Source organism: Stenotrophomonas sp. 1L-E-5-B-C3 (assembly GCF_057292075.1).
In genome coordinates this window covers 92,921-119,871 of sequence record NZ_JBXAWS010000003.1, presented here as the reverse complement: position 1 = coordinate 119,871, position 26,951 = coordinate 92,921, and the positions used below count along the sequence as shown (strand labels likewise).

Below are 26,951 nucleotides of genomic sequence, written 5' to 3'. Positions count from 1 at the left end.
GGGTCCTGCCCGCTGGAAGACAGCGGTAGCGCCGGGCCATGCCCGGCGGATGGCCTCAGCCCTTCCCGGAGGCGGCACCGCCGCCCCGGCGAAGGTGCTGCAGGATCGCCGGCAACAGGTCGCGTGCATCGCGGCCGCCGTTGCACAGGAACGACGAACTCATCCGCTGCAGGTTGTGCATGCCGATGAAGAACAGCCCCGGCTGCGGGGAAACACCGAACTCGCCGAGCGGATAGCCGTGCGCGTCCAGTACCCCTTCCACGTCGAGCCAGGGCCATTCGGCGACGAAGCCGGTGGCCAGCACCACCGAGCGGATGCCTGCGGTCTGCAGATCCAGCTCGCATGGCGACGGTTCCGGGTCCCAGTGCAGATAGACCTCTTCGGGGATGTAGCGGGCATCGTCGGTGCGCGGTTCGGGGCGTGTGGCGTAGTACGCGCTGGCCAGCGAATTGAGATAGGCGTACTCGGCCCGCGTGGCCTTGATCGCGGTATGCAACTGCGGGCGCACATCGGCGAAGCGGGCGACGTTTCCTTCGAAGCCCTGCAACCGGCCCAGCAGCCTGATGCCCGCGCGGTGCATCGCCAGCAGGCTGATCGAGCTGCCCAGGCCGGCACGCCCCTTGCCGGAAATCAGCGGGAACTCCGCGGTACGGGCCTTGCGCAGCGCATCCGGTTCTCCGGCCAGGACGGCGGCCGCTTCACTCACGTGCTGGTGGATGCGCCCGGCCATGTCCCACCAGGTCATCGAGTCCTTGCCGCGCAGCCGGCGGGTATGCGAATGCCGCTGGGCCAGTGACCAGTGCACGCTGCGACCGCTGTCGCGAAGGTCCTGGGCGATCTGCGCGCCGGACTGGCCGCCACCGATGACCAGCACCGAGCCCTCAGGCAGCTGGCGGGGGCTGCGGTAGTCGCCGGAATGCAGCAGCGCAAGGCCCGGCGCAGGCGCGAACGGGACCCGCGGCATCCGCGCGCGCCGGTATTCGCCGGTAGCGACCACAACCGCACGGGCGTGGATCAGCCCCTCGCTGCTGTCGATTACATAGCCATCAGGCTCACGCGTAACTCGCTGAACCGCACACCCTTCGCTGATCGGCAAGGAGCGCTCGTCGGCATAGTCGCGCAGCCGCCGGATCACCTCCGGGGCACCCATGAAGCCCTCTGGGTCATCGCCCGCGTAAGCCTGGCCGTGCAGGGCCATCGTCGCGTTGGCGGTGTTGGTCTGGAACGACTCCCAGCGCCGTTGCCAGCTAGCGCCCACGGTCTCCGCTTCCAGCACACGATGCTCGACGCCGGCCTCCTGCAGGACCGCGCTCACTGACAGCCCGGCCTGGCCGGCACCGATGATGGCCAGCGGCAGCGTTGCAGGCAGGGAGCCCGGCAGGCGGGGCGGGAAAGGGGAGGGGCTGTCCGGGGAAGTCACCAGGGTGGGTCCATGCAAGTGCTTGATCCGGGCCATTGCGCGGGGAATGCCCCGGGCCTTCAACAGATCCGGTTCTGAAAAACGTTGCAGATCGAGGCGTCGCCTGTGGTGTCTGGCCGGGACGACCGCAGGGTCGACCAGGGGAGCCCGGGCCTTTGCGCGGACAGGCCACCATGGCGGGGGAAAACCGACACTCCTAGGGCCCCCGGGGCTGGCCAGCGGCCGCTTCCGCCTGCCGCCGTCATATCCCCTGCGGCCCCCGGCCGTTAGAATGGCGGCCGCTGTCCACCGCCCGCTCCCGGAGCCCCCATGCCCGTTGAAGCCCAGCCGGTAGCCGCCGTCGTCGACACGACCGGTGCGCCCGGCTATCTCTCCATTCGTGACCTGCGCAAGGAATTCGACGGTTTCGTCGCCGTCGACGACGTCAATCTGGACGTGCGCAAGGGCGAGATCTTTGCCCTGCTCGGTGGCTCCGGCAGTGGCAAATCGACCCTGCTGCGCTGCCTCGGCGGCTTCGAGACGCCCACCAAGGGCAGCATCACTCTCGATGGCCAGCGCCTGGACGCGCTGCCGCCGTACCAGCGGCCGGTCAATATGATGTTCCAGTCCTATGCGCTGTTCCCGCACATGACGGTCGAGCAGAACATCGCCTTCGGCCTGAAGCAGGACGGGATGGCAAAGGAGGCGATCAGCAAGCGTGTCGGCGAGATGCTGGACCTGGTGCAGATGGGCCACCTGGGCAAGCGCAAGCCGCACCAGCTGTCCGGCGGCCAGCAGCAGCGCGTGGCGCTGGCGCGGTCGCTGGCCAAGGGGCCGAAGCTGCTGCTGCTGGACGAGCCGATGGGCGCGCTGGACAAGAAGCTGCGCTCGCAGATGCAGCTGGAACTGGTCAGCATCATCGAATCGTCGGGCGTGACCTGTGTGATGGTCACCCACGACCAGGAAGAAGCGATGACCATGGCCACCCGCATCGCAGTGATGGATGCCGGCTGGATCCAGCAGGTCGGCAAGCCGGACGAGGTCTACGAGCAGCCGGCCAACCGCTTCGTCGCGGGCTTCATCGGTTCAGTCAATTCCTTCGACGGCGTGATCGACGAGGACCTGCCCGAGTACGTGACCGTGCGGACGCCGCTGTTCCCCGCGCCGATCTACATCGCCCATGGCATCACCTGCTATGAAGGGCAACCGGTCGCGTTCGCGCTGCGCCCCGAGAAGGTGATGATCGGCAAGGACGAGCCGGAAGGGCACACCAACAAGGCGCAGGGCGTGATCGAGGACATCGCCTACTTCGGCAGCCATTCGGTCTATCACGTGCGCCTGCCCAGTGGTGCCAAGGTGCTGGCCAACTTCGCCAACTCGCAGCGCTGGGCCAGTGACGGCCTGACCTGGGGCGACGAAGTGTGGGTGCATTGGCGCGACAACGACGGCGTGGTGCTGACCTCATGAGCGTCGCCGGCCTGAAGCGCTGGCTGCCGGGGCTGCGTGCCACGGTGATCGGCATTCCGTACCTGTGGCTGCTGCTGTTCTTCGCAGTGCCGTTCCTGATCGTGCTGATGATCAGCTTCTCGCACAGCCGGGTCGGCTCGCCGCCGTACACCTGGCTGCTGCAGTACGTGGACGGCGCGTTCTCGCTCAAGCTCAACCTCGAGAACTACCTGGCCCTGTTCCGCGACTCGATCTATGCGCAGGCCTTCCTGAGTTCGATCAAGATCGCGGCCATCTCCACTTTCCTGACCCTGCTGATCGGCTACCCGATGGCCTATGCCATCGCCCGCCTGTCGCCGGCCGCGCGCAACGTGGCAATGATGCTGGTGGTGCTGCCGTCGTGGACCTCGTTCCTGATCCGCGTGTATGCGTGGAAGGCGATCCTGGACCGCAACGGCCTGCTCGACCAGTTCCTGCAGTTCACTGGCCTGCAATCGCTGATGACCAGCATGGGCCTGCCCAAGCTGCAGCTGATCGACACCCCGACCGCCGCCTACATCGGCATCGTCTACTGCTACCTGCCGTTCATGGTGCTGCCGCTGTACGCCAACCTGGTCAAGCACGACCACCGCCTGCTGGAAGCGGCCTACGACCTCGGTGCCAAGCCGTGGCAGGCGTTCCTGCGCATCACCCTGCCGCTGTCCAAGGCCGGCATCATCGCCGGTTGCATGCTGGTGATGATCCCGGCGATCGGCGAATTCGTGATTCCGGAAATGCTGGGTGGCTCGGAAACGCTGATGGTCGGCCGCCAGCTGTGGAATGAATTCTTCAACAACCGCAACTGGCCGGGCGCCTCGGCGATGGCGGTGGCGATGATCCTGTTGCTGCTGGTGCCGATCCTGCTGTTCAACCGTTCCCAGCAGCGCCTGCTGGAAGGGAAGCAGGCATGAGCCCGCGTTCCGCCAAGGGCCTGGGGCTGGGCGTGCTGCTGCTCGGCTTCGCCTTCCTGTACCTGCCGATCCTGTTGTTGATGTTCTATTCATTCAACAGCTCGCGGCTGGCGATGGTCTGGGCCGGGTTCTCCACCCGCGCCTACAGCGACCTGTTCGCCGACCGCGCGCTGATGGACGCAATGTGGACCAGTCTGGTGGTGGCGTTCTGGACCGCCTGTACCGCCACCGTGCTGGGCACGCTGGCGGCGATGGTGATGACCCGCTTCAAGCGCTTCCGTGGCAAGCCGCTGTTCGGCGCGCTGGTGACCGCGCCGCTGGTGATGCCGGATGTGATCCTCGGCTTCTCGCTGATGGCGCTGCTGGCCTCGATGGGCGCGATTCCCGGCTTCCCGGCACGTGGCTTGACCACCATCTGGATCGCCCACGTCACCTTCACCCTGTGCTTCGTCACCGTGGTGGTGTCCTCGCGCCTGCAGGAAATGGACCTGTCGCTGGAAGAAGCCGCGATGGACCTGGGCGCGAGCCGGCTGACCGTGTTCGGGCGCATCACCCTGCCGATCATCGCACCGGCGCTGGTGGCCGGTTGGCTGCTGGCGTTCACCCTGTCGCTGGATGACGTGGTGGTGGCCAGCTTCGTCGCCACACCGGGCTCGACTACGCTGCCGATGAAGGTGTTCGCCTCGGTGCGCATGGGCATCAGCCCGAAGATCAACGCGTTGGCCACCCTGCTGGTGTCGGCGGTGTCGATCGCCGCGGTGATCGGCTGGTACATCAACGCGCGTGCCGAGAAACGGCGCCAGCGCGACCTGCAGCTGGCACGGCAGGACAACGGCTGAGCACACGGTTTGCCGACAACGTCGGCAACACCCGGCTCACGGACAGCGGCGCACAATGGGGATCTTCCAGATGGAGATCCCCCATGATCGTCGAGATTGTCGACCCGGCCACCGGCCAGGTGACCTACCGCCATGAACTGATGGGTGCTGCCGACGTCGAGCAGCGCCTGCAGGCCGCTGCCGATGCCTTCCCCGGCTGGGCCGAGCGCTCGCTGCAGGAGCGGGGGGCGATCCTCAAGCAGATCGCTGGCCAACTGCGTGCGCGCCGCGACGATCTGCAGCAGGCGATGACCCATGAGATGGGCAAGCTCAAGGCAGAGGCGTTGGCCGAGGTCGACAAGTGCGCGGCGGCCTGCGAGTACTACGCCGACCATGCTGCCGACTACCTCAAGCCGCAGCTGATCGACACCGAAGCCCAGCGCAGCTATGTGCGCTACGAGCCGATCGGCTGCGTGTTCGCGGTGATGCCGTGGAATTTCCCGATCTGGCAGGTGTTTCGTTTCCTCGCCCCGGCGTTCATGGCAGGCAACGTGGCCCTGCTCAAACACGCCAGCAACGTGCCGCAGTGCGCCGACCTGATCCTGGCGGTATGCCGTGACGGTGGCCTGCCTGACGGCGTGTTCGATGTACTGCACATCGACAACGACCAGGCGGCCGAGGTGCTGCGCGACGCACGGGTGAAGGCGGTGACACTGACCGGCAGCGAGCGGGCAGGGCGCTCGATCGCGTCCAACGCGGGCAGCCAGCTGAAGAAGTCGGTGATGGAGCTGGGTGGCAGCGATGCCTTCGTGGTGCTCGACGATGCCGACCTCGACAAGACCGTGGCGGCTGCGGTGAAGTCGCGCTTCGATAACAGCGGGCAGACCTGCATCGCGGCCAAGCGCTTCATCGTGGTCGAGGCGGTGGCCGATGAGTTCACCCGGCGCTTCGTGGAAGCCGCGGCCGAGCGCCAGTACGGTGATCCGGACGAGCGCGGTACCACGCTGGCGCCGATGGCCCGTGCCGATCTGCGTGACGAACTGCACAAGCAGGTGCAGGCCAGCGTGGCCAAGGGCGCGCGGGTACTGCTGGGTGGTGAGCCGATTGCGGGTACACATGCCGGCTATCCGGCCACCGTGCTCGATCAGGTCGGCCCGGGCATGCCGGCCTACGACGAGGAGCTGTTCGGGCCGGTGGCTGCGGTGATCCGTGTCAAGGATGAGGCCGAGGCACTGCGCGTGGCCAACGACACCCGCTTCGGCCTGGGCGGCAGCGTGTGGACGCGCGATCCGGTGCGCGGCGAACGTTTCGCGCAGCGCATGGAATGCGGTGCCGCGTTCGTCAACGCCATCGTCAAGAGCGACGCGCGGCTTCCGTTCGGCGGCAGCAAACAGTCCGGTTTCGGCCGGGAGCTGGCCGACCACGGCATCCATGAGTTCATGAACATCAAGACCGTCTACGTGGCTTGATGCCGAACGGTAGTGCCGGCCGCTGGCCGGCATTGCCTGGTTGCCGGCCAGCGGCCGGCACTACCAGAAGCGGGTCATGCGCCACGACCAACGGTCGTGGCCTACCGGTCCGGTGGGTATCGACCGTTGGTCGATACGCCCTACAACCACTTCGCGCGCTTGAACAACCGGTACAGCCCCACGCACACGCCACCCACGCCCACGATCATCAGCGGGTAGGACCACGGCTCGCTCAACTCCGGCATGTGGCTGAAGTTCATGCCGTACCAGCTGGTGATCAGCGTCGGCGCCGCCAGCAGCGCGGCCCATGCACCCAGCCGCTTGACCGTCTCGCCCTGCGCCAGCGTCACCAGCGACAGGTTCACGCTCAGCGCGGTGCCCAGCATCTCGCGCAGGGTGTCGATCACATCGCTGATGCGTACTGCGTGGTCGTGCACGTCGCGGATGTACAGCTTCACTTCGTCGGGGATCAGCTCGCCCTGGTAGCGGCGCAGCTGCGCCAGCACGTCCTGCAGCGGTGCCACCGCCATCCGCATCTTGTTCAGCTCGCGCTTGAGCTCGTACAGCCGCACCACCGTGCTGCGCTTGTAGGTGTCGGCGAAGATGTCCTTCTCCAGCAGCTCCAGGGTGTCGCGGAAGCGGTGCACGATGGGCAGGTAGTTGTCGACCACGAAGTCGGTCACCGCGTACAGGCAGTACGACGGGCCCATCTTCAGCAGCTGCGGCTCGCGTTCCACCCGCGCACGCACCGGGGCATAGGACAGCGAAGCGCCATGGCGTACCGTCACCAGGAAGCGCGGGCCGAGGAAGGCATGGGTTTCGCCGTACTGGATGCGCTCGTCGACCATCTGCGCGGTGGTCACCACCACGAACATGGAATTGCCGTAGGTCTCGACCTTGGGCCGCTGGTGCGCGTTGCGCGCATCCTCGATGGCCAGGTCGTGCAGGCAGAACTCTTCCTGCAGTTTCAACAGCACATCATCATTGGGGTCGTACAGGCCGACCCAGACGAAGCCGTTGCCACTGGCAATGACATCGCTGATGGCGTCCAGGGTGATGTCGTGGCGTTTGCCCTCGTCATCGTAGTGGACGCAGTTGATGACGCAGGCGGGGTTGGCCGAGGCGGGCGCGGCAGCAGAGGCGGGCAATGACATGCCCGCCATCGTGCGTCAGGGCTGTGTTTTGGACAAGTGAGGAGTACGCCCCAGCACCCATGCCAGCGCGACGTGGACGGGCAGCAGCAGCACGATCCACTGCACGTTGTACTGTGCCTGCAGGCTCAGCCAGTGCAGTACCAGCGCGGCCACCGCCTGTACCGCCAGCAGCCACAGCACGATCCTGAACATGCGGCCCGGCACGCGACGACGCAGCAGGGCGATTGCACCCGGCAACAGCAGCACCGCCAGCGGCGAGAGCAACAGCAGGTTGCGGTTGGCCCATGCGGCGTAGTGGATGCTGAAGCCCCACAGGAACACCAGCACGCCACCAAACAGGGCGCACAGCAGCCAGAACGGCAGGGCCAGCCCGGCCAGCAGGCGCGGGCGGTTGCGCAGCGCCAGCACGCCGCCGGCCACGATCAGCCCGAGCAGCAGCCACGGCCACCAGCGGCGCGCGAATTCCTTCGGCTCCGGATCGATACGGTGCGGCAGCAGTTCCTGCTCGGACTGCACCAGCGGACGGCCATCGCTGTTGCGTGCCTGGCGCAGCGCATCGGCCAGGCGCATCGGCACGAAGGCTTCCTGCCAGCGCGACAGCGGCTGGTCGGCGAACGGCCCGAGGCCGACATCGAAGCCCAGCCACATCCACGGTGCCGGCGACGCCAGGCGGACCGATTCACTGCGGTAGGTGTTGCCGCGCGAGCGCCCCGACAGCTGCGACTGCAGGCCGCCACCCAATGCCTTGTCCAGCGTGTCGCGCACCATCGTGGCGCAGTTGGCGGTGTAGTAATCGTAGTGGTAGCGCGCGTTTTCCGGCTTGGCCCGCTCGGCCAGGTCGGCGGCCAGCGAACGTGCCTGGTCCGGGCGCAGGTCCAGCCACTGCACGCTGGCACCGCGGCCGGTCTCGTCGTAGTACGACAGGTCCTGCTGCAACGGCAGCGCCACCAGGTAATACATCATGTCGCCGCGTGCGAAGCGGCTGATGAAATCGTCCTCGGACGGATCGAAGTAGCCGAAGTTGTACGAGGTTGCCTCACCGCTCACCGGATCGAGCACGACGATGGCATCGTGACCGAAGCGTTCGAAGAACACGGTGCCCGGCTGCATGGTCACCACGCCGATGCGCGGGGCAGGGGCTTCAGCGATGGTCGCGGGTACGGCAGGTGTGGCTGCCACCGGCTGCGCGAAGGCGGCCAGCGGCAGGGCCATGGCCAGCACGCACAGTACCAGCCACGCCATGAGGATCAGGCCACCGCGCTTCAAGCGTCGTCCTGCGCGTCCGGCGGCAGCACGGTCACGTGGAAGGCCTGCACCCGGCGCGCATCGGCGCGGGCCACGCGGAACATGAAACGGTCCAGCGCCAGCTCGTCACCGACTTCCGGCAGATGGCCCACGGCCTCGGTGACCAGGCCACCGATGGTGTCGTAGTCCTCGTCGGAGAAGGTGGCACCGAAGCGCTCGTTGAAGTCGCCGATCGGGGTCAGCGCGTCGACCACGTACTGGCCGTCGGACTGGATGGCGATCTGCGCCGAGGGATCTTCAGCCTCGTCATGCTCGTCGTCGATGTCGCCGACGATCTGTTCCAGCACGTCCTCGATGGTGACCAGCCCGGCGACACCGCCGTACTCGTCGACCACGATGGCCATGTGGTTGCGCGACAGGCGGAACTCCTTCAGCAGCACGTTGAGCTTCTTCGCTTCCGGGATCAGCACCGCCGGGCGCAGCAGCTCGCGCACGTTGGCCGGGCCGTTGTCGGCAACCACGCCGCGCAGCAGATCCTTGGCCAGCAGGATGCCAAGGATGTCGTCCTTGTTCTCGCCGTGCACCGGGAAGCGCGAATGGCCGGATTCGACCACCTGCTTCATCAGTTCCAGGAAGGGCGCTTCGACCGGCAGCGAGACCATCTGCGAACGCGAGATCATCACGTCGCCCACGGTCAGCTCGGCCACCGAAATGGCGCCTTCCATCATCTTCAGGGTATCGGCGGCGATCAGACCCTCTTCCTGCGCGGTGTGCAGGACAGCGACCAGCTCGTCGCGGGTATGGGGTTCGCCGGAGAAGGCGGAGGTCAGGCGTTCAAGCCAGCCGCGCTTCTTTTCACTGTGCTCCGCAGGGGAGCTACTACTGTCGTCTTCTGACATCTCTGGAAAAAAGGCACCCGGCAGGCCGGGCGTTGACCCAAGTCTAGCAGGATGTGGCGGCCTGTCAGTGACTGCCGGTGGCCGGGGTTGGGGCGGCCGGGGCCGGCTCATCCTCGGGCAGGTCCAGGCTGTAGGTGCAGCCGGCCAAGGTCTTGCCGGGGTGGGAGGCCACGGTGGAGATGCTGAGGATGATCGACTCGATCTGCGCCTCGCCGGTCTTCGGGTCGGTCACGTCGCGGCTGACCAGCTCGCGCCCGGCCATGAACTTGCCGTCCTGGTCGTAGCCGGTCTCCAATTCCAGCCGTTTGGCCAGCGGGCGTGGGTCGGCCTGGTCGAGCACCGCCATGATGCTGGCGCCGGCCACCGCCACCCGCTCGGTCTGTTGGCCGAAGACGGTGATCGGGCTGGCCAGCCGGAACTCGCTCATGAACTGGTTGCCCTGCGGCAGCGGCTGCAGGCCCTGGGCCACGGCCTTCAGCGGATCGGCCAGCAGCGGCGCCAGCGCGGCCTGCTCGGCCACGCCCTGGCGACATTCGATCAGGGCCGGCAGGTCCAGGCTGGAGGCGAAGGCCGACGGGACCGCAAGGACACACAGCAGGGGCAGGCAGCAGCGCAGTGACACGAGCGGTTTCCGCAGGCGGGGGCCGCCATCATAGCTCCGGCGAGCGCCTGAACGGCCAGGTGAGAAGGCGCAGGAAACCGATCATCGCCCGCCGTACGACCATCAGCGACAGGGTCAGCACGACCGCAAGCATGGCGATCTGCATCGATTGCCCTGCGATGCGTGCCACGGCCGGCCACAGGCCCTGGCTGGTCAGCCAGGGCATCAGTTCCGCTGCGGCTGTCCTGGCCACGTTCGTGTAGATCGCGGCCAGCACGAACAGCACCAGCAGCGAGGTGCGGCTGGCATGGAAGAACGGGAGCGCGTTCACGGAGCGGCCCAGGCGGCGGTGCAGGATCATCCGCCACAGGACCGGAAGGGTCAGTGCACCCACCAGCGTCAGCACCATCGACGTTTCAAGCAGACCGGGGAGATGGGCCGGTTCCAACCGTCCGCTGAGGTGCGGGCCGATCATGCCGATCGCCAGCCCGGCCAGCAGGCACACGGGCGAGAGCAGGGCCAGGCTGCGCGGCAGCCAGTGCCTGCCGGCGGGATCGCGGGTGCTGATGCAGCGCACGGCATACGCGCCCAGCACCAGCAGCATGGCGAACAAGCTGGCGCCGATCACAAACATCATTGAGCCGTTTCCCAAGGTCATCCTTGTTCCTCTCGTGATTCTTGGCGACGGGCGTGTCCCGCTCAGCGCTCGCCAGCGTACGGGTCAGCGATGCCGAGCTCGGCCAGGATCTCGCGCTCCAGCTGTTCCATCGCCTCGGCTTCCTTGTCGTCCTCGTGGTCCCAGCCGAGCAGGTGCAGCACGCCGTGCACGGTCAGGTGCGCGTAGTGCGCGTTGAGCGCCTTGCCCTGTTCGTCGGCCTCGCGGGCCACCACCGGTGCACAGATCACCAGGTCACCCAGCAGCGGGAACTTCACGCCCTTGGGCAGGCCTTCGGGCACGTCGGCCGGGAAGCTGAGCACGTTGGTGGCGTAGTCCTTGCCACGGTAATGGCGGTTCAGCGACTGCCCTTCCTTGGCATCGACCACGCGGATGGCCAGGTCGGCCTCGCGGATGCGGCCCTTCAGCGCAGCGGCCACCCACTTGCGGAAGCTGACGGCCGCCGGCAGGCCGGCACGCGGCAGGGCATAACTGACGGCGACGTCCAGTCGCACGGGACCACGGGTCATGGAGTCGCTCCAGGTTGGATCTGATGCAGGTCGCGGCGGTCGTAGGCACTGACGATACGCGCCACCAGCGGATGACGGACCACGTCGCGGGATTCGAAGAAGGTGAAGCTCACGCCCTCGACCTCGCGCAGCACATCGATGGCATCGCGAAGGCCGGACTTCACATGCTTGGGCAGATCGGTCTGGGTCAGGTCACCGGTGACCACCGCGGTGGAGCCATAGCCCAGGCGGGTCAGGAACATCTTCATCTGCTCGATGGTGGTGTTCTGTGCTTCGTCCAGGATCACGAATGCATCGTTGAGCGTGCGGCCCCGCATATAGGCCAGCGGTGCGATCTCGATGACGTTGCGCTCGAGCAGCTTCACCACCTTTTCCACACCCATCATCTCGTACAGGGCGTCGTACAGCGGTCGCAGGTAGGGGTCGACCTTCTGGCTGAGGTCGCCGGGCAGGAAGCCCAGCTTCTCGCCGGCTTCCACCGCCGGGCGCACCAGGATCAGGCGCTGCACCCTCGATTCATTCAGAGCTTCGACCGCGCTGGCCACGGCCAGGAAGGTCTTGCCGGTGCCGGCCGGACCGATACCGAAGTTGATGTCGTGGCTGGCGATCTGGTGCAGGTAGCGGCTCTGGTTGGCACCGCGTCCGCGCACCGTGCCGCGCTTGACCTTGATCGCCACGTCCTGTGCTTCGTAGGAGCGCTCTGCGATCTGTTCGACATTGGCCTGTGCCAGGCGCAGATGGATGGCGTGGTTGTCGAAGGTGGTCTCGCCGGCTTCGGCATACAACGCCTCGACCAGCTTCTGCGCCTCGGCGATGGCCTCGTTCGGCCCGCTGATGCGGAACACGAAGCCACGGTTGGCGATCTCCACGCCGAGCTTCAGCTCGATCTGGCGCAGGTGGCCATCGAAGGGGCCGCACAGGTTGGCCAATCGCTCGTTGTCTTCCGGCGACAGGGTGAAGTCTCGATGATCGATGCTTTTCATTGCCTTGGGTGGGGCGGAAGCCTTCCACCGCAGTGTATTCAGGGAGGACAAGGGTAGCGCGCGCACGGGGCGCACGGCCAGAAGGAGGGCGATACAGCGTTTTCCACACCCGGTGTGGACGGGAGCTGAGGAAACCTGTGGATAGACCTCTGCAGTGCTTGTGCCACAAGCCTCATGAGAAGCTGGTGAAAAAATCGTCACGGCCGTAAGGGCTCCCGCATCGACAGGACGGGCGCGTCGTGAGGAGGGCACATCGCAGCGTTCCGCCATGCACTCCGGGATTCATCGTGATGGCAGCGCAGGTTCCACTGCCAGGCGAGCAACGGGACCGTGCCGAGCCGGTTTTCCACACCCGCTGTGGAATGATGCTGAATCAACCTGTGGATAGGTGGTTCAGACCCTTGTCGCAAGGGCTTCGCCACGCCGTGGTGAAAAAACCGCCAGGGCTGATCGGGATCATTGTGGGTGCACGGGGCACATGGCACCGTAGCGCCGTCGCAGGAGGGGCTGGCACGGATATGGGCAATGGCATGCGTCGATTTGGGCTGGTAGGCGTCGGTCTGCTGGCAGGGTGTGGGCAGGCACCGCCCACCGCACTGGGCACGCTGGAATGGGACCGGATCACGGTGCCGGCGCCGGCAGCCGAAGTAATCGCCACGGTGGACGTGCACGAAGGCCAGCAGGTCAAGGCCGGCGCGGTGCTGATGCAGCTCGACCCGGCCCGCGGCGACGCGCAGTTCGCTGCCGCTCAGGCCGACACGGCGCGTGCGCAGGCGCAGCTGGAAGAACTGAAGATCGGGCCGCGCCAGGAGCAGATCGCGCAGGCACAGGCACAGCTGACCGCATTGCGCGCACAGGCGGCCGAGGCCAGTGCCTACTACCTCCGGGTGCAGCCATTGGCGCAGCAGCGCCTGATCGCCGCCGCCGAACTGGATCGCGCGCGCGCCGCCGCCGGCAATGCCGAGGCCAGCGTGCGTGCTGCCGAGCAGGCCTGGCTGGAGCTGGTGCACGGCAGCCGCGCGCAGGACATCGCCCAGGGCCAGGCCGCCGCCGAAGCCGCACAGGCGCAACAGGTCGTGCAGGGGGTCAACCTGCAGAAGCTGCAGCTGCGCGCGCCACGCGATGGCGTGGTCGATGCCTTGCCGTACCGGCAGGGTGACCAGGCCCCCATCGGCGCACCGCTGGCGGTGATGCTGGTCGGCGAGCGTCCCTACGCGCGTGTCTACCTGCCGCAGCCGCTGCGCCTGCAGGTCACCGTTGGGCAGGCCGCACAGGTGCAGTTGGAAGGGGGCGGCACCGTGCTGAAAGGGCGCGTGCGTTCGATCCGCAGCGAGCCCTCGTTCACGCCGTACTACGCACTGACCGGCGACGACGTCGCGCGCTTGAGCTATCTGGCCGAGATCGAAGTGGACGAGGCTGCAGACATGCGCAAGCTCCCGGCCGGGTTGCCGGTGCAGGTGCGCTTCTGAACACCAGTGAGGACATCGCGGTCCGCGCACGAGGGCTGACGCGTCGCTTCGGCGAACTTCTGGCCGTGGACAACGTCGACCTGACCGTGCCGCGCGGCCAGGTCTACGGCTTCCTGGGCCCGAACGGCTCTGGCAAGTCGACCACCATCCGCATGCTGTGCGGCCTGCTGGAACCCAGCGCCGGGCAGATCGAGGTGCTGGGCCTGGCGGTGCCGGAGCAGGCAGAGGCGCTGCGCCGGCGCATCGGCTACATGACCCAGCGCTTTTCGCTGTACGAAGACCTGTCGGTGCGCGAGAACCTGGAATTCCTCGCCGCCATCCAGGACCTGCCACGTGCGCAGGCGCGGCAGCGGATCGAAGCGCTGCTGCAGCAGTACCGCCTGCAGGACCGGCAGCCGCAGTTGGCCGGCACCCTCAGTGGTGGGCAGAAGCAGCGCCTGGCGCTGGCCGGTGCGGTGATACATGGGCCGGAACTGCTGTTCCTGGACGAGCCGACCAGTGCGGTCGATCCGGAATCGCGCCGCGACTTCTGGGAGGCCCTGTTCGAGCTGGCTGACGCGGGCACTACGGTGCTGGTGTCGACCCACTACATGGACGAAGCCGAGCGTTGCCACCGGCTGGCGATCCTCGACCGTGGCGCACTGGTGGCCGACGGCACGCCGGACCAGCTGTGTGCACAGCTGCAAGGCCGCACGTTGCAGGTCACCTCGACGCAGCCGCGCCAGGCCAGCCGCGCGCTGGCCGCATTGCCTGGCGTGCTGAGCGTGGCGCAGATCGGCACTCAGCTGCGCGTACTGTGCAGTGAGGAGATGGCAGATGTCGCTGAGCTGCGCCATGCACTGGCCGGTGCCGATCCGCAGGCCAGCATTGAGCCGGTGGCGCCGAACCTGGAAGACGTCTTCGTGGCCGCCACCCGCGGCCGCGGCCGGGAGCCGGCGGCATGAACCTGCGCCGGCTGTGGGCGATCATGCTCAAGGAACTGCGGCAGCTGCGCCGTGACCGCATCACGCTGGCGATGATCATCGGCATTCCGGTGATGCAGCTGCTGCTGTTCGGCTATGCGATCAATCTCAATCTGCGCCACCTCGACGCCGGTGTCGCCGACCAGGCCAACAGTGCGGCGTCACGCGCGCTGGTGCAGGACATGGTCGCCACCGGTGTGATCACGCCGCGCAGCGACACCTACACGCCTGATGAGCTGATGCAGGCGCTGCGCCGAGGCGAAATCAGTGTCGGCATCGTGGTGCCGGCCGACTTCGAGCGTCGTCGCTTCGATGGACGCGAGGCAGTGCAGGTACTGGTCGATGGCAGTGACACGGTGGTGCAGAGCGCGGCGATCCAGCTGGCGCAGGTGCCGCTGGAGACACGACCGACCAGCAACACGCGGCCACTACGCGAAGGCAGCATCGCCGGTGGTCCGATCAGTGTGACCAGTTTCTACAACCCGCAGCGGCGTTCGGCAGTGAACATCGTGCCGGGCCTGATCGGGGTGATCCTGACCATGACCCTGGTGATGTTCACTGCCGTGGCGGTGGTGCGCGAACGCGAGCGCGGCAACATGGAACTGCTGATCGCCACGCCGGTGTCACGCAGCGAACTGATGGTCGGCAAGGTGCTGCCCTATGCGGCCATCGGTCTGCTGCAGACCACGCTGGTATTGGTGCTGGGCACCTGGCTGTTCCAGGTGCCGATCCGCGGCAGCCTGCTGGACATCTATCTGGCCGCGGTGCTGCTGGTGCTGGCCAACCTGGCGCTGGGCCTGTTGATTTCCACGCGCGCACGCTCGCAGTTCCAGGCCATGCAGATGACCCTGTTCCTGTTCCTGCCGTCGATCCTGCTGTCGGGCTTCATGTTCCCGTTCGCCGGCATGCCGCGGCCGGTGCAGTGGCTGGCCGAGGTGCTGCCGCTGACTCATTTCCTGCGCCTGGTGCGCGGCATCATGCTGCGCGGCGCCTCGCTGTGGGAGCTGTGGCACGACGCGCTGGCGCTGCTGGCCTTCATCGTGGTGATGATGACGCTGGCGATCCTGCGCTTCCGCAAGCGGCTGGATTAAGGCCTGCCGACCAACGGTCGGCATCCACAACTACCGCGGTGGGTGCCAACCGTCGGCCGGCATCAATTCCGGTAGGTGCCAACCGTCGGTCGGCACACCTTATTCAGCCACCACGCGCGCGCGCAGCGAATTGGTCAACGCTTCGGTGATCACAACATCCACGAACTGGCCGATCAATCGTGCCGGCGCCGGGAAGTTCACCGAACGCATGTTCTCGGTCTTGCCGGTCAGCTCGTTCGGGTTCTTGCGCGAAGGACCTTCCACCAGCACGGTCTGCACGGTGCCGACCATCTTCTCGGAGATGCCGGCGGCATGCGCATTGATGCGTTCCTGCAGACGCGACAGGCGTGCGTGCTTCTCGGCGTCGCTGATCGTGTCCTCCAGGTCCGCAGCCGGGGTGCCCGGGCGACGCGAATAGATGAAGGAGAAGCTGTGGTCGAAGCCGATGTCCTCGATCAGCTTCATGGTCTTCTCGAAGTCGGCATCGGTCTCGCCGGGGAAGCCGACGATGAAGTCCGAGCTGATCGAGATGTCCGGTCGCACCGCGCGCAGCTTGCGGATCTTCGACTTGAATTCCAGTGCGGTGTAGCCGCGCTTCATCGCCGACAGCACGCGGTCGCTGCCGGCCTGCACCGGCAGGTGCAGGAAATTGGCCAGCTGCGGGACGTCGCGGAACGCATCGATCAGCGAATCGCTGAACTCCAGCGGGTGCGAGGTGGTGAAGCGGATGCGGCCGACGCCATCGATCTCGGCGATGGTGCGGATCAGCAGGCCGAGGTCGGCGAATTCGCCGTCGCCATACGGGCCGCGGTAGGCGTTGACGTTCTGGCCGAGCAGGTTGATCTCGCGCACGCCCTGCGCGGCCAGCTGCGCCACTTCCACCACCACGTCCTCGAACGGGCGGCTGACCTCGGTGCCGCGGGTGTAAGGCACCACGCAGAACGAGCAGTACTTGGAACAGCCTTCCATGATCGAGACGAAGGCCGAGGCACCGTCGGCGCGCGGCTCGGGAAGGCGGTCGAACTTCTCGATCTCGGGGAAGCTGATGTCCACCTGCGGACGCTTCTGCTCGCGCCGTGCGCGGATCAGTTCCGGCAGGCGGTGCAGGGTCTGCGGGCCGAACACTAGGTCGACGAACGGCGCGCGCTTGATGATCGCTTCGCCTTCCTGCGAGGCGACGCAGCCGCCGACGCCGATGATGACTTCACGGCCCTTGTTCTTCAGGCTCTTCCACACGCCCAGCTGGCTGAACACCTTCTCCTGCGCCTTCTCGCGGATGGAGCAGGTATTGACCAGGATGACGTCGGCGTCGTCCGGGCTGTCGGTCAGTTCCAGGCCATCGCTGGCGGCAAGCACGTCGGCCATCTTGGCCGAGTCGTACTCGTTCATCTGGCAACCGTGGGTCTTGATGTACAGCTTGCCTTTCACCTGGTCGGGCTTGCGCGGACCGGCGGGCAGGGCAACGAGCGGGGTACCGCCCGGCGTGGCGGGCGGAAAGACGTCTGGCGTCCCGGTCATGGCGCTTAATCCATTCGGGTGGCGGGAAAGCGGGCAATTCTACCCGCATCCCGGAGCGTCCGCCCGGTGCAACGCCAACGGCACCGCGCTGCGCGCTCGCGGGGCATGGCCCCGCGCTACCTGCATCCCGCCCCGTTCGGTAGCGCCGGGCCGTGCCCGGCGGGTGCGCTTACGCCGCTGCCAGCTCCGCATCAATCTGACGCGAACGGTCAAAGGCGGTCATCGCACTCATTCGCGCGATGTAGTCAGCCGTGGCCGGCGCCGGCTGCACCAGGCCGAAGGCGGTGGTCCAGGCCAGCGCATTGCCCCACAGCACGTCGGCGGCGCTCATCGTCTCGCCGAGCAGGTACGGCCCCTGTGCCAGCTGGGCTTCGATCACCTGCAGCACCGTCTCCGCGTCGTTGTAGGGCGACATCAGGCGCGGCGGCGGCTCGCGGTGCATTGCCTTGTCGATCATCGCCGGCTCGAAACAGGCGCCGTAGAAGGCCATCCAGCGCAGGTAGGGGCCGCGCAGGGCGTCGCCGATCGGCGGGGCCAGCCCGGCTTCCGGGTACAGGTCGGCCAGGTACAGGTAGATCGCCACCTGTTCGGTCACCAGTGCGCCGTTGTGGACGATGGCCGGCACCTTGCCCATCGGGTTGATGGCCAGGTAGGCCGGGGCCAGGTTGGCGCCGGCCTTCAGGTCCAGCACCTGCATGCGGTAGTCGGCACCCAGCGCTTCGAGCAGGGCCACGGCGCCGCTCGAGCGTGAACGGGCGGCGTGGTACAGGGTGATCTGGCGGGATGTCATGGCATTGCTCCTTGCGGTGGGTGGTGAACTGGAGCTCATCCTGGGGCACTATTGCGGACGACTTCTGTCCTCGATCCTTCATGCGCCATACCGCCCATCGACTGCTGCGCCTGATCGCCCTGCTGCAGGCCCGCCGCCAGTGGTCCGGGGCCGAACTGGCCGAGCGCATGGGTGTGGACCGGCGCAGCATCCGCCGTGACATCGAGCGCCTGCGCGAGCTGGGTTACCCGGTACAGGCCTCGGCCGGCGTTGGTGGCGGCTACCAGCTGGGGTCCGGCGCGCCGGTGTTGCCGATGCTGCTGGACGAGGAGGAGGCGACCACCCTGGCCATCGCGCTGCGTGCGGCCTCGGCCACCGTCGCCGGGATCGACGACACCGCGCGTGGGCTGCTGTCCAAGCTCGACCCGCTGGTGCCGGCCCGCCGTCGCCAGCAGGCGGGCGAGGTGCATGCAGCGACGGCTACCCTGTCCGATCTTCCGTCAACCGATGCACGCCTGCTGGGCCGGCTGGCCCTGCATTGCCGGCAGGCGGCGCGGCTGGCCTTCGAGTACCGCAGTGCGCAGGACGCGGTGACCCAGCGCGAGGTCGAGGCCCAGCATCTGGTCAATTACGGTCGGCGCTGGTACCTGCTGGCCTGGGATCTGGGGCGCCAGGACTGGCGCACCCTGCGCGTGGACCGGATGGGCGCGGTACGCGAATGCTCCGAGCCGGGCATGCACCGACGCACCCCGGCACCGCCGGATGTAATGGTGCGGCAGGCAGTCAGCCAGGCCCCGTTCGCGCTGCAGGCGATCCTGCGCCTGGCCGGCAGCCGCGCCGAGCTGGAAGGGCGCATTCCGCCGTGGTGCGGCGTGCTGGAGGCCGATGGCGCCGACCATTGCCTGCTGCGCATGGGCGCCGAGAGCCGCGGCATGATGCTGGCGCAGATCCTCAGCCTGGACCGCGTGCCGGTGGCGCTGTGGACCACGCCACCGGGTCTGCGCGACGAGCTGGCGCAGCGCCTGGCTGGGCTGGGGCAGGTGTTGGCTGTGGCGCCGGTCACAGCCTGAGCCGCATCGCTTGGCAAGCTCCGGCGAAGCTGGGACACTCGCCGCCATGAAGGGGATACTGGGGACAACGGCGATCATCATCGCTGCGCTGACCGCTGCGCCGGCCAGCGCCGGCAGCCTGTACAAGTGCCAGGGTGCCGACGGCGTCACCAGTTATGTCAGCAAGCGTGTAGCCGGGGCCCGCTGCAGCACCATCAGCTACAGCCGCGATACCCGCCCGGCACCGCGCCCGGTGGTTTCCGCGCCGAAACCGTCTCCGGCCACCGTGGCCAGCATCGAGCGCAATCCGGTCGCTGTGGCGGCCAGTGCGGCAGCACCGGCCGTGGCTGGGCCAGCACCTGCAGCTGCTCCCGCGCCCCAGGCCACCCCACGTGGCGGCCGCATGGTCAGCGGGCAGGTCTATTCCTTCATGAAGGATGGGGTGCGCCACTACACCAGCGCCCGGCCGACCCAGGTGGCCAATCTCGGCCCGGTGCGCACCATCCGCTACAGCTTCATGGAGCGCTGCTACGCCTGCGGGGTCAACCCGCGCGTGGACTTTGGCACGGTGCGCTTGAACACCACCGCGTTCCAGAGCGAGATCACCTCGGCCGCACGCGAGTTCGGCGTCGACGAGGCGGTGGTGCGCGCGATCATCCATGCCGAGTCGGCCTACAACCCGACCGCGCTCAGCCGCGCCGGCGCCCAGGGCCTAATGCAGCTGATGCCCCCCACCGCCGCCCGCTTCGGGGTCGGTGATTCCTACGATGCCGGGCAGAACATCCGCGGCGGCGTGCAGTATCTTGCGTGGCTGCTGAAACGCTTCAATGGCGACCTGACCCTGGCCGCCGCCGGCTACAACGCCGGCGAAGGTGCGGTCGACCGCCACGGTGGCGTGCCGCCTTACAGCGAAACCCAGTACTACGTGCGCCGGGTCGGCCAGCTGGCCGAGCGTTACCGCACCGCCCTGAGTCACCAGTAGGTGCCGTTAACGGGTGGGTGCCGACCGTTGGTCGGCACTCATTTGAAAGGTAGTGCCGGCCGCTGGCCGGCAACCCCGCAATCAATGTTGTTGCAATGCGTTGTGTGGCGCGCGACGGTTCCGCTACACTCGGCCATGATTCAATGCGGCTCTGGCCCCCACCGGAACCGTTGGCAGCCTTAAAGCTACCTAATCAATATCGGAGTGCCGGATGGCAAACGATGGGGTACACGATCCAGTCAACACCGGACGTCGGCGTTTTCTTTCTGCCACCACAGCCGTGGTGGGCGCCGTCGGCGTCGGATTCACCGCAGTCCCTTTCATCAAATCCTGGAATCCCAGTGCGCGGGCCAAGCTTGCCGGTGCACCCGTGGTGGCCGACATCAGCGCGCTGCAGGAAGGCCAACGCCTGATCGTGGAATGGCGTGGCCAGCCGATCTGGATCGTCAAGCGGTCCAAGGCCATCCTCGACGCGCTGCATGGGCTGGATGGCCGTCTCAAGGACCCCGAGTCCGGTGAGAAGGACCAGCAGCCGGACTACGTGCTGAAGCAGAACCCCGAGCTGCGTTCGATCAAGCCGGACATTTCCGTGCTGGTCGGCCTGTGCACGCACCTGGGCTGCTCACCGGAAATGGTCGCCGAGATCCGGCCTGAACCCTACGACCCGCAGTGGAAGGGCGGCTACTTCTGCCCCTGCCACAAGTCGCGCTTCGACATGTCCGGCCGTGTCTTCAAGGACGTGCCGGCGCCGATCAACCTGAAGGTGCCCGCGCACCACTACCAGGACGACAACACCATCATCATCGGTGTCGATCCGCAGGGGGCTGCCTGATGGCCAATATCCTCAGCCGTACCGCCAGCGGCGTGGCCGACTGGGTCAATGCCCGGGCACCGGGCCTGATGCCGGTGTACCGCAAGCACGTCAGCGAGTACTACGCGCCGAAGAACTTCAACATCTGGTACTACTTCGGTTCGCTGGCGCTGCTGGTGCTGGTCAACCAGATCGTCACCGGCATCTTCCTGACGATGCACTACAAGACCAACGCCGCCGAGGCGTTCGGCTCCATCGAATACATCATGCGGGACGTGGAGTGGGGCTGGCTGATCCGCTACATGCACTCCACCGGGGCCTCGCTGTTCTTCATCGTGGTCTACCTGCACATGTTCCGCGGCCTGCTGTACGGCAGTTACCAGAAGCCGCGCGAGCTGGTGTGGATCCTCGGCATGCTGATCTACCTGGTGCTGATGGCCGAAGCCTTCATGGGCTACGTGCTGCCGTGGGGCCAGATGTCGTTCTGGGGCGCCAAGGTGATCATCTCGCTGTTCGGCGCCATCCCGGTGATCGGCAACGGCCTGACCGAATGGATCATGGGCGACTACCTGCCCAGTGATGCCACGCTCAACCGCTTCTTCGCACTGCATGTCATCGCTTTGCCGCTGGTGCTGCTGTTGCTGGTGGTGCTGCACCTGGGCGCGCTGCATGAAGTGGGGTCGAACAACCCGGACGGGGTGGAGATCAAGAAGGGGCCGAAGGGCAACCGCTGGTCGCCGAACGCACCGGCCGACGGCATCCCGTTCCACCCGTACTACACGCTCAAGGACGGTGTCGGCGCCGGCTTCCTGCTGATCATCGCGGCTTTCATCATCTTCTTCGCACCTGCATTCGGTGGCCTGTTCCTGGAGCACGACAACTTCACCGAGGCCAACCGCCTGGTGACCCCGGAGCACATCAAGCCGGTCTGGTACTACACCCCGTACTACGCGATGTTGCGGGTGGTGCCGAACAAGCTGGGTGGCGTGCTGGTGATGTTTTCGGCCATCGCCATCCTGTTCCTGGTGCCCTGGCTGGACCGCGCGCGGGTGAAGTCCTACCGCTACCGCGGCGTGCTCTCGAAGGTGCTGCTGGGCGTATTCGCGGTGTGCTTCGTCTGGCTCGGCGTGATCGGCTCCGGCCCGGGCACCGACGCGCATGAGACCTACATCGGGCGGGTGCTGACCTTCCTGTATTTCGCGTTCTTCATCACCATGCCGCTATGGACACGCTTGGACAAGACCAAGCCGGTACCGGAGAGGGTGACCACCCATGACTGAGCGCTGGATGGTCCGGCTGGCCCTGGCGGCCACCCTGATGCTGGGAAGTTTCCTGGCCTCCGCCGCCGAAGGCGGCACCAAACTGCTGCAGGCCGGCAACGACCTCGGTGACCGCGCCTCGCTGCAGCGCGGCGCGCAGCTGTACATGAACTACTGCTCCGGCTGCCATGCGCTGAAGTACCTGCGCTATTCGCGGATGGCGCAGGACCTGGGCCTGACCGAAGAGGAGGTGATGAACAACCTCAACTTCACCGGTTCGGCGATCGGTGACCCGATCCCGGTGGCAATGCCCAAGGAAAACGCCGAAAAGTGGTTCGGCAAGATGCCGCCGGACCTCAGCCTGATCTCGCGCGTGCGTGGCAGCGACTGGGTCTACACCTACCTCAAGTCGTTCTATCTGGACAGCAGCCGGCCGCTGGGCTGGAACAACGCGCTGTTCGCCAACGCCTCCATGCCCAATCCGCTGTGGGAGATGCAGGGCCTGCAGCACGCCGTGCACGGCAAGCCCGAGGCCCCCGGCATGGACCCGCCGGTGACCGGCCTGCGCATCGACAGCCCCGGCTCGGTCGATGCCGGCCAGTACGACCAGGCCGTGCGGGACATCACCAACTTCCTCGAATATGCCGGTGAACCGGCCGCACTCAAGCGCCAGCAGCTGGGCGTGTGGGTGATCCTGTTCCTGGCCCTGTTGACCTTCCTGCTGTACCTGCTGAAGAAGGAATACTGGAAGGACGTTCACTGATTCTGCCGCCGGCCATCGCACGGGCCTATTGGCTTTTGTGATGGTCGGTTGCACACTCGGGGAGGAGTCGATCGCTGGCACGGTGCCGGCGGCGCCGATGCGGCAGGCGGTCTCCTGTCGTGGGAGAGCCTTTGATGGCGGCGAGCGTACGCATGCGCAATACACTGACGCTGTTTTCCTCGAACGACGACGTACTGTGCCACCGTGTACGCCTGGTCCTGGCGGCCAAGGGTGTGAGCTTCGATTTCGTTCCGGTCGATCCGCAGAACCCACCCGAAGACCTGATCGACCTCAATCCGTACCACTCGGTGCCGACCCTGGTCGAGCGCGAGCTGGTGCTGTACGCGGCGTCGGTGGTCAGCGAATACCTCGATGAGCGCTATCCGCATCCGCCGCTGATGCCGGTTGATCCGTTGTCGCGTGCCCGCATCCGGTTGGCCATGCTGCGCATCGAGCACGACTGGGTGCCGCAGGTGCAGGCCATCCAGCTGGGCAACAAGACCCAGGCCGAAGCGGGGCGCAAGCGCCTGAAAGAACTGCTGACGGCCTCGCTGCCACTGTTCAAGGCCAGCAAGTTCTTCCTCAACCCGGAAATGAGTCTTGCCGACTGCGCGATGGCCCCGATCATCTGGCGGCTGCAGTCGCTGGATGTGCCGCTGCCGAAGGACGGCAAGGCGATCGAGGACTACGGCAACCGCATCTTCCGTCACCCTGGTTTCATCCGCAGCCTGACCGATCAGGAAAAGAAACTGCGCGATCTGCCGGTCTGATCCCGTGCGGGATTACCCGTCTGCACGCCGACCGGCGTGCAGGCGATCTGCCCCGGCAGGGCGCCGGGCGCGTACACTTCACGCATGACCGAAGACTTCTTCCACATGACCAGCCACCGCCCGTACCTGCTGCGGGCGCTGGTGGAATGGATCAACGACAACCAGCTGACCCCGCACATCCTGGTCGACGCCGGCGTCCCCGGCGTGCAGGTCCCGCCTTCGGCGGTCAAGGATGGCCGGGTCGTGCTCAACATCGCCGAGCGCGCCGTCGTGCGGCTGATGATCGACAACGAGATGGTGAGCTTCTCGGCGCGCTTCTCTGGCACCAGCTATCCGGTGCAGGTGCCGATCAGTGCCGTGCTGGCCGTCTACGCCCGCGAGACCGGGCAGGGCATGGCGTTGCCGGATGACATTCCCGGCGCCGAGACCGCGCCGACCAGCGACGAACTGCTGCACGACGAGGACACGCCGCCGGACGATACGCCGCCGGCCAACCCGCCGCCGAAGGGGCGCCCGAACCTGCGCGTGGTCAAGTAACCTAGCCGACGCCGCCCCTCAAGGGCGGCGTTTTTCGTTTGATGGCGTAGCGCTGGGTGCCGTCAGGTTGTGGGGGCGAGATGGGGTGGGTGCCGACCGTTGGTCGGCACACCGATGCCGCTGCGCTCGCCGGGCATGGCCCGGCGCTACCGCCTAGATGTCCTCGGCATCATCCACGTCCGCACGGATCTGGCTGATCCGTGCTGCACCCGGTCCAGTGAACGAAATCAGCTGATCGCCGCGCAGCACCATGCGCCCGACATGGCGGTCGATGCCATCGTAGGAATACTCGAACTTGAAGGTGCGCTCGAAACCGAGCCGGCCGTCCTCGCCGCGCGACAGGCGCAGGCCGGTAGCGTGCACCGCCTGGTCCAGCCATTGCACGTCGGCGGCACGGCAGGCGTTGCGGCCCAGTTCGACCGCGCGCTCGGCAGCCGAACGCGCAGCGTTCCAGAAGAAATAGATGATTCCGCCGGCAATCAGCAACAGCAGCAGGGTGGGCATGGGGTCAGCCGTCAGATGTCGATCCCGCAAAGATGGCGGCGAACGCGCGCTGGATCAAGCGCGGGATTCAACGCGTTGGCTGCGCGCCGCCCGAGAGCGGTTGCGGCGGCATGACGACCGGCTGCGGCGCGGGTGCGGGCTGCATCGGCGTTGCTGTTGGTGTGGGCATCACCAACGGCGCGGTTGCGGTCAGCTGCAGTAGTGCCGCCCAGTCCTGGCGGTTGAAGCTGCACTCGTCCTCGCGGCCCGGCGTGCAGCTGGGATCGATGCCGGTGCTGTTGCGCTCACGCGCCGGCGGTAGCTGGATCAGGCCGGTGCGGTCCAGCGGCAGCAGGCGCATCGCCACGGTGTTCATCACATTGCCGCCGACCAGGTACAGCGTCTGGTCGCCGCCGAGATTGGCCGCGACCACCACTTCGCAATGCGACTTCCAGTGGCCGACCGAGCCATTGCCCAGTGCCTGTACCAGCCCGCTGTAGCTGAGCGTGCTGCTGCGGTCGCGCAGGAAGCACAGAAGGTCGCCCGGCGCTGGCTTGGCCGTGGCCGGGTCGACCAGCCGGTAGGGCACGCCTGACGGGCCGCCCTGGTAGGCGGCACGGATGTAGTCGATATGGCGCGGCGAGGTGTTGAAGCCAGGGACGCCGGCACGCACCATCACCCAGGAAATGAACGCCGCCGACCACGGATTGTCGACCAGGAAGGCGCGGCAGTCGCTGTCGGTGTAGCGCGTACCCAGCGGGGCCAGGCAACTGCTGGCGCCGGCGATGCTGCCCATCGCGTTGAGCGTGCCGCTGTCACGCCAGTAGCCGGCCACGCGCCGCCAGGCGATCAGGCCGTTGTCGGCAAGGTGGTCGCTTTCTGCTTCGGTGACGCTGAGGCTGGCGGCGCGCCCATCGCGGTCGATGAAGGGCCGGTACCAGAGCCGATGCTCATTGCAGGCGGTGTTGCGGACGGCCACCGCCAAGGGGCTCAGGCCAAAGCGTGGCGGCACATCGCAGGCTTCGGCGGCAGCCGCGGACAAGGGGGCGGCTGCCAGCAGCAGGCAGGCAGGCAAGAGCATCCGGCGCATGCGCGGCTCCTGTGGGGGATGGCCGCAGCGTCGCAGTGCCGTCGTGAACGCCGGGTGTGAGATCGGGGTCAGATCCCTTTTCCCGAGGAAAAGGGATCTGACCCCAGCCCCGGCCTCAGCCCGGTGGCGGGCCCAGCTTCAGTGACAGGTCGATGGCCTGCACGTGCTTGGTCAGTCCACCGATCGATATGCAGTCCACGCCGTCTTCGGCGATCGAACGCAGGCCACCCAGGCCGACGCTGCCGGAGACCTCAAGTGGAATGCGTCCGGCCGTAATGCGCACCGCCTCGCGGCGCAGATCGGGACTGAAGTCATCCAGCAGGATGCGCTCGCAGCCGGCTTCCAGTGCCTGCCGCAACTGCTCCAGATCCTCGACCTCGACCACCAGCGGCAGCTGCGGCCATTGCCGGCGCGCAGCCGCCACGGCGGCAGCCAGCGAACCGGCGGCACGGATGTGGTTTTCCTTCAGCATCACCGTGTCGTACAGGCCGAAGCGGTGATTCTCGCCACCGCCGCAGCGCACTGCGTACTTCTGCGCCAGGCGCAGGCCCGGCAGGGTCTTGCGGGTGTCGAGGACGCGCGTGCCGGTGCCTTCCACGGCCGCCACGTAGCGGGCGGTGGTGGTGGCGGTGGCGGACAGCGTCTGCAGGAAATTCAGCGAGGTGCGCTCGGCGCTGACCAGGCTGCGGCTGCGGCCATGCAGCAGGGCCAGTACGGTGCCGGCGGTGACTGCATCGCCGTCGGCAACGCGCCATTCAATGCGCACATCGGGGTCGAGTGCGCGATGGGTGGCGTCGAACCAGGGGCGGCCGGCGATCACCGCATCCTGCTTGCACAGCAGGTAGGCGCTGTCGGCCTGGTCGGGCAACAGCGCGGCTGTGACGTCGCCGCTGCCGAGGTCCTCGGCCAGCGCACGTGCGACATCGGCGGCGACCACGGCCGCATCCGGCGTCGGCAGCGTGCTCATGCGGCCGGGAAGTCGGCGATCTGCGCGGTGGGGATGGCTTCCTCGGCCAGCAGTACCGGGATGCCATCGTCGACGCGGAACACCTGCTTGCGGTCGCGGGTGACCAGCGCCTCGCGCAGCGGCTGCGCCAGCGGGTTGCCATCGGCCTTGTTCACCGCGCCGGTGGAAATGGCCTTGTTGAGGGCTTCCAGGCCCTTGCCATCCAGCAGGGACAGGGGCTGGCGGGTGTCCGGCGACACCAGCAGGTCGAGCAGCTTGCGATCCATGGTTCTTCGTCTTGCG

General features: G+C 67.0%; 28 protein-coding genes. 14 read left to right on the top strand and 14 right to left on the bottom strand.

The window, feature by feature from the left end; translation table 11 throughout:
- Window positions 1-55: 55 nt before the first annotated feature.
- A complete protein-coding gene (locus AC0Z6F_RS05590; RefSeq protein ID WP_485617837.1) occupies window positions 56-1,456 on the bottom strand; it encodes a flavin-containing monooxygenase in 1,401 nt (466 codons plus the stop codon).
- Window positions 1,457-1,729: 273 nt separating this feature from the next.
- Between AC0Z6F_RS05590 and AC0Z6F_RS05585 the strand changes: the two genes are divergently transcribed.
- The 4 genes from AC0Z6F_RS05585 to AC0Z6F_RS05570 all read left to right on the top strand — a co-directional run bounded on the left by AC0Z6F_RS05585 (window position 1,730) and on the right by AC0Z6F_RS05570 (window position 6,082).
- Window positions 1,730-2,866 carry an ABC transporter ATP-binding protein gene (locus AC0Z6F_RS05585; RefSeq protein WP_485617836.1) on the top strand — a complete coding sequence of 379 codons (1,137 nt, stop codon included), beginning with the start codon at window positions 1,730-1,732 and terminating at the stop codon, window positions 2,864-2,866.
- A complete protein-coding gene (locus tag AC0Z6F_RS05580) occupies window positions 2,863-3,795 on the top strand; it encodes an ABC transporter permease subunit (RefSeq protein WP_012510577.1) in 933 nt (310 codons plus the stop codon). Before AC0Z6F_RS05585 ends, AC0Z6F_RS05580 begins: the two co-directional genes overlap by 4 nt.
- Window positions 3,792-4,634, top strand: coding sequence for an ABC transporter permease subunit (locus AC0Z6F_RS05575; RefSeq protein WP_008267688.1), 843 nt, complete (start codon window positions 3,792-3,794; stop codon window positions 4,632-4,634). Before AC0Z6F_RS05580 ends, AC0Z6F_RS05575 begins: the two co-directional genes overlap by 4 nt.
- Window positions 4,635-4,717: 83 nt before the next feature.
- Window positions 4,718-6,082 carry an NAD-dependent succinate-semialdehyde dehydrogenase gene (locus AC0Z6F_RS05570; RefSeq protein WP_012510578.1) on the top strand — a complete coding sequence of 455 codons (1,365 nt, stop codon included), beginning with the start codon at window positions 4,718-4,720 and terminating at the stop codon, window positions 6,080-6,082.
- Window positions 6,083-6,222: 140 nt separating this feature from the next.
- Here AC0Z6F_RS05570 and AC0Z6F_RS05565 read toward each other — a convergent pair whose 3' ends face one another.
- The 7 genes from AC0Z6F_RS05565 to AC0Z6F_RS05535 all read right to left on the bottom strand — a co-directional run bounded on the left by AC0Z6F_RS05565 (window position 6,223) and on the right by AC0Z6F_RS05535 (window position 12,149).
- Entirely contained in the window at window positions 6,223-7,245 is a 1,023-nt protein-coding gene (locus AC0Z6F_RS05565; protein ID WP_012510579.1) for a magnesium and cobalt transport protein CorA, read from the bottom strand.
- 6 nt (window positions 7,246-7,251) lie between these two features.
- Complete coding sequence (locus tag AC0Z6F_RS05560) at window positions 7,252-8,478, bottom strand: lipoprotein N-acyltransferase Lnb domain-containing protein (RefSeq protein WP_428999159.1); 1,227 nt, start codon at window positions 8,476-8,478, stop codon at window positions 7,252-7,254.
- Window positions 8,479-8,498: 20 nt separating this feature from the next.
- Window positions 8,499-9,380 carry a CorC family transporter gene (locus AC0Z6F_RS05555; RefSeq protein WP_004151956.1) on the bottom strand — a complete coding sequence of 294 codons (882 nt, stop codon included), beginning with the start codon at window positions 9,378-9,380 and terminating at the stop codon, window positions 8,499-8,501.
- 64 nt (window positions 9,381-9,444) lie between these two features.
- Complete coding sequence (locus tag AC0Z6F_RS05550; RefSeq protein ID WP_004151957.1) at window positions 9,445-10,002, bottom strand: hypothetical protein; 558 nt, start codon at window positions 10,000-10,002, stop codon at window positions 9,445-9,447.
- A gap of 28 nt (window positions 10,003-10,030) precedes the next feature.
- Window positions 10,031-10,639 carry a hypothetical protein gene (locus AC0Z6F_RS05545; protein WP_485617835.1) on the bottom strand — a complete coding sequence of 203 codons (609 nt, stop codon included), beginning with the start codon at window positions 10,637-10,639 and terminating at the stop codon, window positions 10,031-10,033.
- Window positions 10,640-10,680: 41 nt separating this feature from the next.
- A complete protein-coding gene (ybeY, locus tag AC0Z6F_RS05540) occupies window positions 10,681-11,166 on the bottom strand; it encodes an rRNA maturation RNase YbeY (protein ID WP_004151960.1) in 486 nt (161 codons plus the stop codon).
- Window positions 11,163-12,149, bottom strand: a complete 987-nt coding sequence (locus tag AC0Z6F_RS05535) for a PhoH family protein (RefSeq protein ID WP_012510584.1) — start codon at window positions 12,147-12,149, stop codon at window positions 11,163-11,165. The genes ybeY and AC0Z6F_RS05535 overlap by 4 nt, the downstream gene beginning before the upstream one ends.
- A 518-nt stretch (window positions 12,150-12,667) precedes the next feature.
- Between AC0Z6F_RS05535 and AC0Z6F_RS05530 the strand changes: the two genes are divergently transcribed.
- From AC0Z6F_RS05530 to AC0Z6F_RS05520, 3 genes are all read left to right on the top strand, one after another.
- Window positions 12,668-13,618 (top strand): HlyD family secretion protein, encoded by a 951-nt coding sequence (locus tag AC0Z6F_RS05530; protein ID WP_485617834.1) that lies wholly within the window; start codon window positions 12,668-12,670, stop codon window positions 13,616-13,618.
- 65 nt (window positions 13,619-13,683) lie between these two features.
- The gene (locus tag AC0Z6F_RS05525; RefSeq protein WP_004151963.1) at window positions 13,684-14,562 is read left to right on the top strand and encodes an ABC transporter ATP-binding protein; all 879 of its coding nucleotides are present in this window, start codon (window positions 13,684-13,686) and stop codon (window positions 14,560-14,562) included.
- Window positions 14,559-15,671, top strand: a complete 1,113-nt coding sequence (locus AC0Z6F_RS05520; RefSeq protein WP_485617833.1) for an ABC transporter permease — start codon at window positions 14,559-14,561, stop codon at window positions 15,669-15,671. The genes AC0Z6F_RS05525 and AC0Z6F_RS05520 overlap by 4 nt, the downstream gene beginning before the upstream one ends.
- A 99-nt stretch (window positions 15,672-15,770) precedes the next feature.
- On the opposite strand, the gene miaB is transcribed toward AC0Z6F_RS05520, so the two are convergent.
- Together miaB and AC0Z6F_RS05510 are read right to left on the bottom strand one after the other, a co-directional pair.
- On the bottom strand, window positions 15,771-17,189 hold the full coding sequence (gene miaB, locus AC0Z6F_RS05515) for a tRNA (N6-isopentenyl adenosine(37)-C2)-methylthiotransferase MiaB (RefSeq protein ID WP_012510588.1): 1,419 nt from the start codon (window positions 17,187-17,189) through the stop codon (window positions 15,771-15,773).
- Window positions 17,190-17,358: 169 nt separating this feature from the next.
- Window positions 17,359-17,979 carry a glutathione S-transferase family protein gene (locus AC0Z6F_RS05510; protein WP_012510589.1) on the bottom strand — a complete coding sequence of 207 codons (621 nt, stop codon included), beginning with the start codon at window positions 17,977-17,979 and terminating at the stop codon, window positions 17,359-17,361.
- Window positions 17,980-18,059: 80 nt separating this feature from the next.
- On the opposite strand from AC0Z6F_RS05510, the gene AC0Z6F_RS05505 reads away from it, so the two are divergent.
- From AC0Z6F_RS05505 to AC0Z6F_RS05475, 7 genes are all read left to right on the top strand, one after another.
- Complete coding sequence (locus tag AC0Z6F_RS05505) at window positions 18,060-19,028, top strand: helix-turn-helix transcriptional regulator (RefSeq protein WP_012510590.1); 969 nt, start codon at window positions 18,060-18,062, stop codon at window positions 19,026-19,028.
- Between the two features lie 46 nt (window positions 19,029-19,074).
- Window positions 19,075-19,989 carry a lytic transglycosylase domain-containing protein gene (locus tag AC0Z6F_RS05500; RefSeq protein ID WP_012510591.1) on the top strand — a complete coding sequence of 305 codons (915 nt, stop codon included), beginning with the start codon at window positions 19,075-19,077 and terminating at the stop codon, window positions 19,987-19,989.
- 211 nt (window positions 19,990-20,200) lie between these two features.
- Window positions 20,201-20,821: a ubiquinol-cytochrome c reductase iron-sulfur subunit gene (petA, locus tag AC0Z6F_RS05495; RefSeq protein WP_004151998.1), complete on the top strand. Its 621-nt coding sequence runs from the start codon at window positions 20,201-20,203 to the stop codon at window positions 20,819-20,821.
- Window positions 20,821-22,080 carry a cytochrome b gene (locus tag AC0Z6F_RS05490; protein ID WP_012510592.1) on the top strand — a complete coding sequence of 420 codons (1,260 nt, stop codon included), beginning with the start codon at window positions 20,821-20,823 and terminating at the stop codon, window positions 22,078-22,080. Before petA ends, AC0Z6F_RS05490 begins: the two co-directional genes overlap by 1 nt.
- Window positions 22,073-22,822, top strand: a complete 750-nt coding sequence (locus AC0Z6F_RS05485) for a cytochrome c1 (RefSeq protein WP_153675224.1) — start codon at window positions 22,073-22,075, stop codon at window positions 22,820-22,822. The genes AC0Z6F_RS05490 and AC0Z6F_RS05485 overlap by 8 nt, the downstream gene beginning before the upstream one ends.
- 134 nt (window positions 22,823-22,956) lie before the next feature.
- Window positions 22,957-23,592: a glutathione S-transferase N-terminal domain-containing protein gene (locus AC0Z6F_RS05480; RefSeq protein ID WP_004152019.1), complete on the top strand. Its 636-nt coding sequence runs from the start codon at window positions 22,957-22,959 to the stop codon at window positions 23,590-23,592.
- An 84-nt stretch (window positions 23,593-23,676) separates the two neighbouring features.
- A complete protein-coding gene (locus AC0Z6F_RS05475; protein WP_004152036.1) occupies window positions 23,677-24,129 on the top strand; it encodes a ClpXP protease specificity-enhancing factor in 453 nt (150 codons plus the stop codon).
- A 153-nt stretch (window positions 24,130-24,282) separates the two neighbouring features.
- On the opposite strand, the gene AC0Z6F_RS05470 is transcribed toward AC0Z6F_RS05475, so the two are convergent.
- From AC0Z6F_RS05470 to AC0Z6F_RS05455, 4 genes are all read right to left on the bottom strand, one after another.
- Complete coding sequence (locus AC0Z6F_RS05470; protein ID WP_012510594.1) at window positions 24,283-24,633, bottom strand: DUF3301 domain-containing protein; 351 nt, start codon at window positions 24,631-24,633, stop codon at window positions 24,283-24,285.
- Between the two features lie 67 nt (window positions 24,634-24,700).
- Window positions 24,701-25,702, bottom strand: coding sequence for a DUF2272 domain-containing protein (locus AC0Z6F_RS05465; protein WP_012510595.1), 1,002 nt, complete (start codon window positions 25,700-25,702; stop codon window positions 24,701-24,703).
- A 115-nt stretch (window positions 25,703-25,817) separates the two neighbouring features.
- A complete protein-coding gene (gene nadC / locus AC0Z6F_RS05460) occupies window positions 25,818-26,669 on the bottom strand; it encodes a carboxylating nicotinate-nucleotide diphosphorylase (protein WP_485617827.1) in 852 nt (283 codons plus the stop codon).
- Window positions 26,666-26,935: a Trm112 family protein gene (locus tag AC0Z6F_RS05455; RefSeq protein WP_032128883.1), complete on the bottom strand. Its 270-nt coding sequence runs from the start codon at window positions 26,933-26,935 to the stop codon at window positions 26,666-26,668. Before AC0Z6F_RS05455 ends, nadC begins: the two co-directional genes overlap by 4 nt.
- Window positions 26,936-26,951 lie beyond the last annotated feature (16 nt).

Coding starts and splice junctions, on each gene's coding strand:
- AC0Z6F_RS05590 (WP_485617837.1), bottom strand. CDS start 1,456: ATGGCCCGGATCAAGCACTTGCATGGACCCACCCTGGTGACTTCCCCG.
- AC0Z6F_RS05585 (WP_485617836.1), top strand. CDS start 1,730: ATGCCCGTTGAAGCCCAGCCGGTAGCCGCCGTCGTCGACACGACCGGT.
- AC0Z6F_RS05580 (WP_012510577.1), top strand. CDS start 2,863: ATGAGCGTCGCCGGCCTGAAGCGCTGGCTGCCGGGGCTGCGTGCCACG.
- AC0Z6F_RS05575 (WP_008267688.1), top strand. CDS start 3,792: ATGAGCCCGCGTTCCGCCAAGGGCCTGGGGCTGGGCGTGCTGCTGCTC.
- AC0Z6F_RS05570 (WP_012510578.1), top strand. CDS start 4,718: ATGATCGTCGAGATTGTCGACCCGGCCACCGGCCAGGTGACCTACCGC.
- AC0Z6F_RS05565 (WP_012510579.1), bottom strand. CDS start 7,245: ATGGCGGGCATGTCATTGCCCGCCTCTGCTGCCGCGCCCGCCTCGGCC.
- AC0Z6F_RS05560 (WP_428999159.1), bottom strand. CDS start 8,478: ATGGCGTGGCTGGTACTGTGCGTGCTGGCCATGGCCCTGCCGCTGGCC.
- AC0Z6F_RS05555 (WP_004151956.1), bottom strand. CDS start 9,380: ATGTCAGAAGACGACAGTAGTAGCTCCCCTGCGGAGCACAGTGAAAAG.
- AC0Z6F_RS05545 (WP_485617835.1), bottom strand. CDS start 10,639: ATGACCTTGGGAAACGGCTCAATGATGTTTGTGATCGGCGCCAGCTTG.
- ybeY (WP_004151960.1), bottom strand. CDS start 11,166: ATGACCCGTGGTCCCGTGCGACTGGACGTCGCCGTCAGTTATGCCCTG.
- AC0Z6F_RS05535 (WP_012510584.1), bottom strand. CDS start 12,149: ATGAAAAGCATCGATCATCGAGACTTCACCCTGTCGCCGGAAGACAAC.
- AC0Z6F_RS05530 (WP_485617834.1), top strand. CDS start 12,668: ATGGGCAATGGCATGCGTCGATTTGGGCTGGTAGGCGTCGGTCTGCTG.
- AC0Z6F_RS05520 (WP_485617833.1), top strand. CDS start 14,559: ATGAACCTGCGCCGGCTGTGGGCGATCATGCTCAAGGAACTGCGGCAG.
- miaB (WP_012510588.1), bottom strand. CDS start 17,189: ATGACCGGGACGCCAGACGTCTTTCCGCCCGCCACGCCGGGCGGTACC.
- AC0Z6F_RS05510 (WP_012510589.1), bottom strand. CDS start 17,979: ATGACATCCCGCCAGATCACCCTGTACCACGCCGCCCGTTCACGCTCG.
- AC0Z6F_RS05505 (WP_012510590.1), top strand. CDS start 18,060: ATGCGCCATACCGCCCATCGACTGCTGCGCCTGATCGCCCTGCTGCAG.
- AC0Z6F_RS05500 (WP_012510591.1), top strand. CDS start 19,075: ATGAAGGGGATACTGGGGACAACGGCGATCATCATCGCTGCGCTGACC.
- petA (WP_004151998.1), top strand. CDS start 20,201: ATGGCAAACGATGGGGTACACGATCCAGTCAACACCGGACGTCGGCGT.
- AC0Z6F_RS05490 (WP_012510592.1), top strand. CDS start 20,821: ATGGCCAATATCCTCAGCCGTACCGCCAGCGGCGTGGCCGACTGGGTC.
- AC0Z6F_RS05485 (WP_153675224.1), top strand. CDS start 22,073: ATGACTGAGCGCTGGATGGTCCGGCTGGCCCTGGCGGCCACCCTGATG.
- AC0Z6F_RS05480 (WP_004152019.1), top strand. CDS start 22,957: ATGGCGGCGAGCGTACGCATGCGCAATACACTGACGCTGTTTTCCTCG.
- AC0Z6F_RS05475 (WP_004152036.1), top strand. CDS start 23,677: ATGACCGAAGACTTCTTCCACATGACCAGCCACCGCCCGTACCTGCTG.
- AC0Z6F_RS05470 (WP_012510594.1), bottom strand. CDS start 24,633: ATGCCCACCCTGCTGCTGTTGCTGATTGCCGGCGGAATCATCTATTTC.
- AC0Z6F_RS05465 (WP_012510595.1), bottom strand. CDS start 25,702: ATGCGCCGGATGCTCTTGCCTGCCTGCCTGCTGCTGGCAGCCGCCCCC.
- nadC (WP_485617827.1), bottom strand. CDS start 26,669: ATGAGCACGCTGCCGACGCCGGATGCGGCCGTGGTCGCCGCCGATGTC.
- AC0Z6F_RS05455 (WP_032128883.1), bottom strand. CDS start 26,935: ATGGATCGCAAGCTGCTCGACCTGCTGGTGTCGCCGGACACCCGCCAG.